This window comes from Polaribacter sp. YIW18, assembly GCF_057219325.1.
The window spans coordinates 1-11,591 of the sequence record NZ_JBXVVE010000019.1 but is presented as its reverse complement, the minus strand read 5'-3'; the positions used below and the strand labels follow the sequence as shown (position 1 = coordinate 11,591).

At 29.9% G+C, this 11,591-nt stretch carries 10 protein-coding genes, 1 tRNA gene and 2 pseudogenes; 3 read left to right on the top strand and 10 right to left on the bottom strand.

All coding sequences use genetic code 11. The annotated features are described in order from the left end of the window. Both AC2D6T_RS11930 and AC2D6T_RS11925 read left to right on the top strand, forming a co-directional pair. Nucleotides 1–109, top strand: a pseudogene (locus tag AC2D6T_RS11930) (IS982 family transposase); the annotation flags it as partial. A gap of 19 nt (nucleotides 110–128) precedes the next feature. Beyond that, nucleotides 129–449, top strand: a pseudogene (locus tag AC2D6T_RS11925) (transposase); the annotation flags it as partial. Between the two features lie 76 nt (nucleotides 450–525). Here the strand turns inward: AC2D6T_RS11925 and AC2D6T_RS11920 are convergent. The 7 genes from AC2D6T_RS11920 to AC2D6T_RS11890 form a co-directional block, all read right to left on the bottom strand. Further along, nucleotides 526–2,649: a peptidylprolyl isomerase gene (locus AC2D6T_RS11920; RefSeq protein ID WP_484681637.1), complete on the bottom strand. Its 2,124-nt coding sequence runs from the start codon at nucleotides 2,647–2,649 to the stop codon at nucleotides 526–528. A 123-nt stretch (nucleotides 2,650–2,772) separates the two neighbouring features. Further along, nucleotides 2,773–4,038, bottom strand: coding sequence for a hemolysin family protein (locus AC2D6T_RS11915; RefSeq protein WP_298949690.1), 1,266 nt, complete (start codon nucleotides 4,036–4,038; stop codon nucleotides 2,773–2,775). Nucleotides 4,039–4,053: 15 nt separating this feature from the next. Next, nucleotides 4,054–4,260, bottom strand: a complete 207-nt coding sequence (locus AC2D6T_RS11910) for a hypothetical protein (RefSeq protein WP_484681636.1) — start codon at nucleotides 4,258–4,260, stop codon at nucleotides 4,054–4,056. 5 nt (nucleotides 4,261–4,265) lie between these two features. Further along, entirely contained in the window at nucleotides 4,266–4,829 is a 564-nt protein-coding gene (gene lptC, locus AC2D6T_RS11905) for an LPS export ABC transporter periplasmic protein LptC (RefSeq protein ID WP_298949686.1), read from the bottom strand. A gap of 4 nt (nucleotides 4,830–4,833) precedes the next feature. Next, nucleotides 4,834–6,165: a tetratricopeptide repeat protein gene (locus AC2D6T_RS11900; RefSeq protein ID WP_298949684.1), complete on the bottom strand. Its 1,332-nt coding sequence runs from the start codon at nucleotides 6,163–6,165 to the stop codon at nucleotides 4,834–4,836. A gap of 26 nt (nucleotides 6,166–6,191) precedes the next feature. Then, complete coding sequence (gene bamG, locus AC2D6T_RS11895; protein WP_484681635.1) at nucleotides 6,192–7,478, bottom strand: BamG family beta-barrel-assembly machinery protein; 1,287 nt, start codon at nucleotides 7,476–7,478, stop codon at nucleotides 6,192–6,194. Beyond that, nucleotides 7,475–8,203, bottom strand: coding sequence for a type III pantothenate kinase (locus AC2D6T_RS11890; RefSeq protein WP_484681634.1), 729 nt, complete (start codon nucleotides 8,201–8,203; stop codon nucleotides 7,475–7,477). Before AC2D6T_RS11890 ends, bamG begins: the two co-directional genes overlap by 4 nt. 100 nt (nucleotides 8,204–8,303) lie before the next feature. On the opposite strand from AC2D6T_RS11890, the gene AC2D6T_RS11885 reads away from it, so the two are divergent. Then, nucleotides 8,304–8,376: transfer RNA gene (locus AC2D6T_RS11885), tRNA-Phe, on the top strand. Nucleotides 8,377–8,501: 125 nt separating this feature from the next. On the opposite strand, the gene AC2D6T_RS11880 is transcribed toward AC2D6T_RS11885, so the two are convergent. From AC2D6T_RS11880 to AC2D6T_RS11870, 3 genes are all read right to left on the bottom strand, one after another. Beyond that, a complete protein-coding gene (locus tag AC2D6T_RS11880; protein WP_484681633.1) occupies nucleotides 8,502–9,143 on the bottom strand; it encodes a DUF6266 family protein in 642 nt (213 codons plus the stop codon). A gap of 1,142 nt (nucleotides 9,144–10,285) precedes the next feature. Next, on the bottom strand, nucleotides 10,286–11,047 hold the full coding sequence (locus AC2D6T_RS11875; protein ID WP_484681632.1) for a nucleotidyl transferase AbiEii/AbiGii toxin family protein: 762 nt from the start codon (nucleotides 11,045–11,047) through the stop codon (nucleotides 10,286–10,288). 4 nt (nucleotides 11,048–11,051) lie between these two features. Then, the gene (locus AC2D6T_RS11870; RefSeq protein WP_484681631.1) at nucleotides 11,052–11,339 is read right to left on the bottom strand and encodes a DUF6922 domain-containing protein; all 288 of its coding nucleotides are present in this window, start codon (nucleotides 11,337–11,339) and stop codon (nucleotides 11,052–11,054) included. Nucleotides 11,340–11,591 lie beyond the last annotated feature (252 nt).

The window sequence follows — 11,591 nt, the reverse complement described above, 5'->3', positions numbered from 1 at the left end:
TAATTTCTTGTCTAATATTGTTGCAGGGCTTATTGCCTATAGCTTTTTACCTAAAAAGCCGTCCATAAAATACCAGACAGTCAAAACAAATCAACTTGCATTTTATTAATCGAACTCAGGTTTTTAAGAAAATACCAGATAAGGCAAATTTAATATTACATTCTGATCAAGGATGGCAGTATCAAATGAAACAATATCGAAGATTATTAACAGAAAAAGGAATTACTCAGAGTATGTCTCGTAAAGGAAATTGTTTAGATAACGCTGTGATAGAAAATTTCTTCGGTATTCTAAAATCTGAATTGTTTTATCTAAATAAATATAAGTCGATATCTCAGTTAAAAAAAGAGATTAAAGTGTATATAAAATATTATAATAATGAGAGAATTAAACAAAATTTAAATGGAATGAGCCCGATTGAATATCGAGCTCATTATTATCAAAATTAATTATAAATTTGTCTAAACTTTTGGGTGCACTTCAAGAATTGAACGGATTTTATTAAGATTGTGTAGTTGCTACAAATTAGTTAGATACATACATATTTGCTCTGTTATCTTCTATATCTGCAGCTTTTTTTATTGCTTCATAGATTTTAAATGTTTGTCTTTTTCTAGTTTCTGCAATTTTATTTCTGTTTGTTTCGTAATTTGGTAAAGCAGTTGGCAATTCTCTTTTAGTTACTTTAAAAGCAAAAATACCTTTACTACCTTCTACATGATTAAATACTTTATTTAACTCTGCATTGTACATTGCACCTACTACTTTAGGTTCTGAACCAACGCCAGATAAAGCAGGACTTTTTAACTTGACACCAACAGCAGATCTAACAGTTGTATTATTAGCATTTGCAATGTCTTGTAAAGTGCTACCATTTAATTTATCTTTTAATAAAGCAGCCTTCTTTTGATTTACTAAAATTGGTCTTACTTTATTAATTGCTTTATCGGCAGGCAACAAACCTTTTGCTGTTTTATTAGTAACAATTGCAACAACATGGCTACCTTCTAAATCAAAACGTTTAAAATCAGATAGTTCTGTATTTTTACCAAAAGCCCAAGAAACAATTTGTCTTTGGTTACCAATACCTGGTACATTTTCATCTAAAACTTTTAACCCTACAGCAGGTTTTAACACATAATTATTTTCTTTTGCTACTGTATTATAGTCATCGCTTTTAGAAACTGCTAAAGCAAATTGTTCTGCTTTTTGAAACACTGTATTTTCTGTAGCTTCTGATGGTACAATTTTTCTCCCAAAAATGGCTAATTTTAAAACTTTTTGTCTGTTTTTCTGATCGTCTATTTTTACAACATGAAAACCAAAAGGTGTTTTAACAACATCAATGGTTCCTTTTTTGTTTGTAAAAGTAAAGTCTCTAAAGGCAGGTGTCATTCTTTTGTAGTTAAACCAATCTAAATTCCCACCTTTTTCTGAATTTGATTTATCTGAAGAAAATTCTTTTGCTAAACCTGCAAATTTACTTCTTCTTCTTTTAACAACAGTTAAAATACTGTCTGCTAATTTTTTTGCTTCCTCTTCTGTTCTAGTAACATCTGGTGCCACTCTTTGAGCTCCAACAAACGGAATTAATATATGACTCGCTTTTACAGAGTCTGGCATTTTAGAAACTTCTGTAATTTTAGAAATTTTAAAGAATCCTTGGTCTTTATAAGGACCAAAAACATCACCTTTATTACCGTTAAAAATTTCTTTAGCTACGGTTTGGTTTATATCTGCATTGAACTTAAAGCTTTCATCTAAATTAAGATCAGAACCATTCATATTAAAAAACTCTTTGTAGTCTGTTGTGCTTTTTAAACCTTTTACAGTTTGTTTGTTTCTATCTAAACTGTCATCTATAAAAGTAGCAACTTCTTGTTTTATGGCTTGCTCGTCTGCAGGAGTTGCAATAATATCAAATTTTACATAAGAAATATCTCTTGTTGCTTCAGTTTTAAACTGAGCTGGATTATCAGTTATATAAGCCTCCACTTCAGATTTTTTTATTTTAACCAAGCTGTCTGCAATGGTGGTATAGGGTACATATACAAATTGAGCATTCAATTTTGTATTTTCTATCATATATTCTGTTTCTCCTTCTTTTAAAGAAGCTCCTAAACCCGCAGCAACTAATTTGTTGTATACATTTGTTTCTGTATTTTCTTTAATTTGATTCATGTAGTTAGACCAAGCTGTCCACATGTCTGGATTGTCTTGTTTTGTTGTTGCCAAGAATCTTTTAAATTCTGCTTCATCAAACAAGCCGGCTTCGTTTAAAAACTGAGGGTTATTTTTTACTGATGGAGCATTTAATACTTCTTGCCAAACATCTTTTTCGCCCACAGAGATACCAGCTTCTTCTAACTGATTTTTATATAACTTTTTTCTTAGTAAGTTGTCCCAAACTGTCTTTGCAGCTTGCATTTCTGTTACTTTACCATTTGTTTGTTGCTTGTATTGCTCTAAAGCATTTGCAAATTCTTGTCTAGAAATTGCCTCTCCATTAATTTCTCCTACTTCATTTACTTTACTAGAGTTAAAAAAATCTCCAAGTGTAGATGGGTCTAATACAAATGCAAAAAGTGCTAAACCTATTATTATAATCAAGAACATAGAACGTTCTCTTATTTTCGATAAAATTGCCATACGTCATTTATTTAATTACAGTGGGCGAATATACGATTTGGGTTTTAATATTGCAACCCATTTTTAACTAAATAGCAAGAAGTTGAAAGCAATGTAAAGTAGTTGTTTTTTTAGACCAGTAGATTAGTCTTCTGAATCTAGTTTTTTCAATGTAACATCGTCTATTTTTGCGCTACTGGTTTTAAGTATTTTAATTTCATAACCTTCTATTTCTACCACATCATTTTCTTCTGGTATATTTTCTGTGTGGTCTATAATAAACCCTCCTAAGGTTTCGTATGCTTCAGATTTTGGTATGTTTAAATCGTATTGTTCGTTTAAATAATCTACTTCTAATCTTGCAGAAAAATTAAAGGTAACTTCGTTAATTTTTTCTTCTAAAAATTCTTGAGAATCATGTTCATCTTCAATTTCGCCAAACAATTCTTCTACAATATCTTCTACAGTAATCATTCCAGAGGTTCCTCCATATTCATCTACAACAACAGCAACACTTTTGCGCTTTTTCATTAACATGTTTAAAATATCGTTAATCATCATAGATTCTGGTACAATTTCTACGGGTAATAATATTGATTTTATTGTTTTTGGTTTTTTAAAAAGCTCAAAAGCATTTACATATCCCAAAACATCATCCATAGAATTTTTATATACAATAACTTTAGATAAGCCTGTTTCTATAAAAAGTTTTTTTAAAACACTTACTTTTTCATGTATTTCTACAGCATAAATTTCTGTTCTAGGAACCATAACTTCTCTAGCTTTTACATTATGAAACTCAAGTGCATTTTGAAAAATTTGTATTTCAGAATCCATTTCATCATCATCATTACCAGTTTCTAATTGCTCTGAGATGTAGTTCCCTAATTCTTCTTTACTAAATTCTGTTTGTAATTCATCTGAATTTGTTTTAAAAAAAACACGCAGAAAAAAATCGGAAATGAGGGTAATAAATTCTGAAAAAAAGTGAAAAAGCATATAAAATATATATGCGGGTAGGGCAAATATTTTTAAAACTTCATTGGCATAAATTCTAAATATTGCTTTTGGTAAAAACTCTGCAGTAATTAAAATAATGACGGTTGAAATTATGGTTTGAAGTAATAATATAGAAAACTCGTTATAGCCGTCTAGAGGTAAAATTCTTATTAAAAAACTACCCATGTAGTAACTATAAATTACTAATGAAATATTATTACCCACCAACATTGTGGTAATAAATTTTGATGATTTTTGAGTAATTTTGTTTAGAATTTTTGGGATAAACCCTTCTCTCTTTTTTTCTAACTCTATGTGAAGTTTGTTAGCAGAAACAAAAGCTATTTCCATTCCCGAAAAAAATGCGGAAAGTAAAATAGATAAAAATATAATTATGAGTTCAATTTCCATTTAGAAAATGATAAACTATTTGTTTTGGTTTTGTTCGTTTCTTTTTTGCACTTTTTTTCTAAAACGCCTCTTAAAGAAAAATACTAAAGTAATAAAAATTGCAAAACCTAAAAAAAGATACGCCCTACTTCTTTCTGTGTCCCAACGCATTATACCTTCTACCACACAAATAAAAGCTACCATTAAATATCCATACTGAAAAAATTTCCAAACTCTGTTCATTATACTTACTCTTTAGTTTCTAATATACCGGTTGTTTGCTTAGCAAGATGCTTGCTTAAATCTTCTTTACACTCAAAACCAACGCCTGTAATGGTGTCATTTTCTTTGTAAAGTGTAAATGGTTTTTCTGATACAAAATACCTTGTTTTTTGATCCCAAAACATTTGCGATGTTTCTAACCTAGATTTATCTTTGTGGTTAACTACCACAACATTTCCTTTTATTTCTGAAACCTCTGTTTTAGAATAAGTTAATGCATAGTTACCTGTTATGGTTACAGAATCTTGCTGATTATTTGTAAAGTTAATAATTTTTACGCCTTTAGGAAACTCATTATAGGGATGTTTTTTTCTATTGCTAAAATCTAACAGTAAAGGGGTTATTAACTTTGATGTGATTGCACCTGAATCTTTGTATACGTGGTAGGCTTTTTTTGCTTTGCCAATGGGTAAATTTTGCTCTTTTAAAAGGTCACTAACTTCCTCAGAATTATTAACACAAGAAAAAAGCATTACTGTACAAAAAATTACAGTAATGCTTTTTATATATATTTGAAAATATCTTTTCAAAAAACTATTTATTTGGTATTCTTACTGTTTCACCAATCCAACATTTGATAGTAAACTTACCACCTGGAGTTGCTGTTGCATTAAAAATATCTTTTTTACTTGGTACATTTTGTTTGTAGATATTGATGTATTTTCTAGCTTTAGAAGAGATACTTGGATCTACAGCTGCAGCTTTTCTTGCCATATTTAAAGCAGCTACATATACCATTCTTTTTTCGAACAAATTACCACCACAATTGTTGACACTTGCTTGGTAAAGTGTTGCAATAAATAAATAAGCTCTACCTGAGTTAGGATTAAAACTTAAGGCTTCTCTTGCCAAGCTTCTTGCTTTGCTAAATTGACCTCTATCTTTTGCTGATTGTGCAAATTTTAATTTATACTTTGCCTTTTTTAAAGGATCTGTTTCTAAATTAAATGATTTTTCTCTCATTGCTCTTGCTCCAGCAGAATCTCCATTACCCTCTAAAACATTTGCTAAAAACGCATATGCTTCTGGAGATGGTGATGCTTCTGCAAAGGCTCTAACTAATTTCTCAAACAATGGGTCTTCTTGACAACCTTTATTAAACATTCTAGAAACTGCTCTTTTTAACCAAACCGCATCTAATTTATTTGCTTCAAAATCTCTCTGATATAAAGGTATTAAACGCTCACAAGTTGCAATTTCTGTAATAATTCTATCAAACTGAACTTCTATCGAACCTAATGCTTTAGAGTTAATTTTATAGGCTCTTAATCTTCTTAACCCTTTTTTATCTAGATTTACAGAATCTGCTCTATATTTTTTAATATTTGCTGCATATCCGTCTAGCTTTTTTCCTACAGACTCTATTACATCATCATAGGTATCAAAAACTTTTTGTGGGTTGGTATCTTTGTTTCTATCGGTAACTCCCTGAAAGTAAATGTATAAGTTTTTTACTCCCATTTTTGTAGGGTCTATAGCATATCCTTTTTCTAAGATGGCAAAAATCTCATCATCTGATGCCAATTTATTTTTATATAAGTAACTAGCATAATCACTATGTACTTTTGCAGGGTCTACGTTAGGGAAGTTTTGTAATCTTTGCTCGTAAACTCTTTTTGCTAAAGCGGGCTCTTTTCTTACATCTTCTGCAATTTTAGAACCATATTTGTAGATATTTACAGATAAATCTTGGCAATTATCCATTAGAAAAATCCAATTCTTGTATGCATCGTCATACTTTTTAGACTTGTAATCACCACTAAAAAGATTGTATTTTATTTCACAATCTTGTTTTGTAACCTGTGCATTTGTTTTTACTGTTGTTATAAATAACATTGCAGCTAATAAAAACGTAATTTTCTTCATTTTAATAGTTTTAATAATTTTATATGTTAATCTATTTTTCTTTTTCTGAACCAAGTATCGCTTAAAGACAAACTAAGCCTTACGTTAAAGTATTGCTCTTGTATTAAATTATTTGATGTTGTACCTCTCTTACCGAATTCTAATCCTAAATTAACGGTAGATAATTGCTTTAGTGGTAAACCTAAACCAAAAGACATGCCATAGTCGTTTATTGATGTAAAATTTGTTGTATTTCCAACTCCATCAATAGCTAAACCTACTTTTTCGAAACGCAAACCTGCTCTATAAGTAACTCTATCCCAATAACTTGAAATCGAATTTATTTTAGGTAAATAAAATCCTCCTAAAGAAAATCTATTTGATTTTTCGTATTTATAAGCGTCGTTTGTAATGTTTAAAGTTCCTTCTGTTTGGAATGCCTCTTGATTTTCGTATTCTAAACCTATATACCATTTATCGTATTTACCCAAACCAATACCAAAAGTAGATTTTAAGGGTAGTACATATTTACCCGAAATTGCAGTTGTAGAAATTGTATCTCTTGGAGATTCCCCCCCGTTTGAACCGATAGAAACTGTATAGAGATAATCGTTCCCCTCTACATTTAAATTATTGCCAAGCTTTAATGTGGCACCTGCATCTAAGCGTAAATTATTTTTTAACGGTTTTATGTATTGAGCCCCAATAGTTACAGAACCTCCTCTAATGGTATTTATTTCTTTATATTTAGTTCCCAAACTTACATCTGCTCTTTGGTTTGTAATTGAGTTTTCTAAGTTACCAAAGCTAAAATCTGCTTCTATACCGACTGCAAATTGTTTAGCAACCATGATACCAAAACTACCGTAAATTCTACTTACACCACCATTACCATTATATAAGGTTATAGATTGGAGATCTCCATTAGTATCGAAACCGTTGTCAGATAAAGAATAGCCTACAGAAGAAATTGGTTGTAAACCAAAAGAGAAACCTGCCTTTTGACCAACAGGAAAACCCAATGCCAAATAATTTAGACTGGTTCCGTTAGAAGTTTGTTGGGTATCAAGCGTTTTAACCGTTAAATCATTATTTAAAACCCCAATTGCATAAGTAGTTTGCCTTAAAAAAGCGTTTGCAGCTGGGTTTGAAAAATTTAAATATTTATAATGGTTAAAAGCAACTCCTATACCTCCCATACTATTTTGCTCTACGGTTCTTGGGCTGAATTCTTCACCAATACCAAAAAAAGAATAAGGCGAAGAATTTGTTCTTTGTGCTAATAAAGTTGTAGAAGTAATCAGTAATAAGGTTACTAAAATATTTCTTATCATTTGCTTGTGTTAAGTTTCAATATTTCATTTAATCCTTGAAGGAGAAAATTTTGATTGGCAAATATGCTACTTTTTAATTGTTTTGACAAGAAATTTGTGTCTCCTCCTGTTAAAACTATTGTTAAATCAGAAAATTTTTCTTCATATTGAGAGATTACTCCCTCAATCTCGTTAGTTACCCCATTTAAAACTCCAGAGATTATACTTTCATGAGTGTTTTTACCTATAAAACTATCTAGTTTTTCACTATATAACAATGGCAAGTTTGCCGTAAACTTTTGTAAAGCTTTGTAGCGCATCTTAATACCAGGAGAAATTGCGCCACCTAAATACTCTAAATTGCTATTTACAAAATCAAAAGTAATGCAAGTACCTGCATCTATTACCAAAACGTTTTTATTGGCAAATTGTTTTACAGCTGCTGCAACTAATGCAATTCTATCTACACCCAACGTTTTTGGTGTTTGATATAAATTGATAAAAGGTATTTTTAAGTTAGAAGAAACGACCATTACTGTAGCCATTTTTTGTAGTTGCTCTATCTTTTGTAATGAAATTGAGGCTACATTAGATAAAATTACATGAGAAATTGACTTTATTTTTATATTTTTTTTAATTTCTGAAATAATTTTTTCCTTATCAAAAACAAGTAACTCCAACAAGTTATCTCCTTTAAAAACAGCAGCTTTAACTCTTGTATTACCAATATCTACAATTAGGTTCATAGTTCAAATTTAGATAAAAATTAAAAATAGATGACATTTTTTTTAAATTTTATTTAGCAGATGTAAAAAAACATATTATATTTGCATCCGCTAAGGCAATGGTACCTTAGCTCAGTTGGTAGAGCAAAGGACTGAAAATCCTTGTGTCCCTGGTTCGATTCCTGGAGGTACCACTTAAAAACCCTGTAAACGCAATGTTTATAGGGTTTTTTCTTTTTAGGGCGCTAAATAGGGTGCAAATAAAAAAACCGTTCCAAATTAATGAAACGGTTTTACAATGTTTATTTAACTTCTTTTATTAAGCCACTGTACCTGATCCTAAATAAACACTATTTGAAACAAACTTACCATCTTCAGTAATAAACGCCATAAAAAGCTCGACATTATCGCCTGTGTATGATGTTGGCAATGATAAAATTTGTGTAGTTGCACTTCTTTGTGCTCCACCCAATATGTAAATTGATTCTTTTTTTGATGGATTATAAGCTAACACCATTGCTTTATCTGTTGCATTTGCATTTTCTTCTGCTGAATTATCATCCCAATCAAAAGAAACTTGATTTGCAATTGATAAATCTACACTTGCATTTGTAGGACTAGACAAACCACCTCTACTTAATAATGCTAATGAATAATCAACACTAAAATTAGGTGCTGAACCACTTATTCCATTGTTTAGAACGTAAGACATTGCAGCATTAAATTCCGTTTTCTTTGTTGCAAAAGCTTTATAACCTAGCTTTATAAATTCTTTATTCGCTTGCAAGTACTCTAATGATATTGTAAATTTATTACGTTGATTAACTTGCCCTTCTGTTCTTGGATTTGCAACACTTGAAGGTTTTATTCTTAAATAATCAATTCCTTTCCAGCTACCGCCAATAACATTTCCGACTTTACCACTTAAGCCGCCTAAAATTCCTTGTGAGATTTTTCCCATAACTACTATATTTATTAAAATTAAAAATTCATCATTGGACTTGGTACGGTTTTGTTATGGCTTTACTACAAATATAACTAAAATTTATTAATATTGTTACATTGATAGTTTTTGTTGATTGTAATTATTTTATTTTACCTCTTTTTACTTAACGAAATGAAACAAACAAAGAATTTTGATAAAGAAACTAAATGAATTTAGCAGGATTTTTGTGCAGTTGAATGAGATAAGGAAAAAGAAGGGTTTTATCGTTTTTAAAGATTGATAAACAGAGGCTGGTTTACGCGTGGAGTTTATCAATCTTTAAAAATGTTAGCCCAATGGCAATTGAATGATTTTTTTTATTTATATTTAATTTCTTTTTCAAGGGTCATATTAATGACCTTTCATAGCATTTTTTTTACCCACCTCTCTACGATGTGGGTTTCTTTTTACTAGATTATAAAATATAAAAGACGAAGTACCTAGTGCGTGGGCAGTAGCGAAAATAAGTGTATAGCTTTTTATTTGTATTGTCCTATTTTACTTGATTGGTTTCTTTAAAATTGGATGTACTAAAATAACTATTGAAAACTATTATATACTAGACCTAATACTTACTTTTATAAACCTGCAATATCATCCAATTTTAGTGAAAGCAACTTTACTACCCTTCTAACAAATAAAAAGTTTTACTCTTATTGGCTTTTTTTTGATTTTATATGTGCTTTATAAATTGTCTTTGATTTTCTGCTTTAAATTATATGGTTCTTTTGTTTAATCTATAGTAGCAAAAGCACTTATAAAAACAATGCAACAAAGATGAATTGTTATTAAAATATCTAAATTTCATTATTAATGACGGGAGTGAGCGTTGGGTGAGCGGCTATTTTACATAATGGCGTTATAGTGCCTGGAACTTTTGTGGAAGAGCAGTATAACTGCGCATTATGTAAATATAGCTTTGGAGAGTTTTGTGTTTTATGAAAACAATAGCAAAGATTGCTTTTTATAGTTGTGTTTGAGTATGCGAAAATACAAGCTATAAAATGCAAGTACCTCTAGAATATTAAAACGCTAAACTTGCATTGGAAAGCGGAACAACACAAAAGACAGAGAGTTTTTGCTTTTTTGCAATAAACTGGGTTTTGGGTTGTGGGGAGTTAATATGTTGGATATTTTACATCTATACTCCTATATAATTGTCTGATTTTCGAAACCCAACTCATACGTGTCCTTATCCAAGATTTACCATTATCTGCAACAATAATATTATCATTAGAGTGCATTGGTTTTAAAGAGTTTCTCTTTTTTGTGTTTCTATCAAAATTTAAAAGTTCAAGAGGAAATTGAGTAGGACATTTGTTCTCATCTAAATCAAAGATATTTTTATCTTCTTCTTTATTATATATTGCTTTTTTTTCTTTTAAGGCTTCAAATAGCTCTATGATTGGTATTTTTTCTGTGATAAAATCTAAATCGTAAATATCTTTTTTAGCTGCCCTACTAGAACCGCTAATTAGCTTGAATAGACCTAAATCTTTTAAAGTTACTAGGCTTACATTATCAATTACCTCAACAGCATCCATCATTTTCATATTTTGGATGATTTCTACTTTTATAATTTCACCTGATGGTTTGGTGACAAAAAATCGTAAAAAAGAATATTGATCGTTTTCTTTGTCAGAAGGATACTCTATACCTGTAACATTCTTTTTACCGTAAAAATTTATAACCTCTTTTTCTATAGATTCTAAATGTTTTACACCTAATATTTCTGGGCAAAATAAATCTACATCTTGAGATGCTCTATGATTGAAACGAAATGCTAAATTTGTACCCCCTGCTAATGCAAATTGAGATAAACTTGGTAAGGATTGTAATTCTTTAATGGTTTGTAAGAGTACTTTTGAAACTGCACTCATTCACTTAAAACTTATAACGTAAAAAAGTAGGCTTGTTATATCGTTTAGAAACTAATCTACAAACATTATTACTGATACGTTCTTTTGTATCTTTTAAAGTAGCATAGATTTCATTGGCATTATAAACAGTTTCTACCAATGCAATATCTTTAGAAAAAGTATCTTCATTAGTAGTCATTAATACTCTAGGAATAATAATATCCTTATCCTTTTTAACAGATAATTTATTAGTATCCATATCCCAAAATGCTTGTTTTGGAAAAGTATTAGATATGTTTATTCTTTTTGCCAATGGTTTTGTGTATTAAAAAATATTCTTTAATTACTATACAAAAGTATATAATTTCTTTATCTAAAGCAACTATTATACCATTTATTATATTGTAAACGTTATACTTACCTATATAACTACTTTTATATAACCCGTTGTGCATTATGATTTAAAATAAAAAAGTTGCTCATATTACTGAAAATCAGTAAATTGATTTAACCACAAATCATTATATATGAACAACTTAAATGCAAATTACGAAAGAATTTTGGA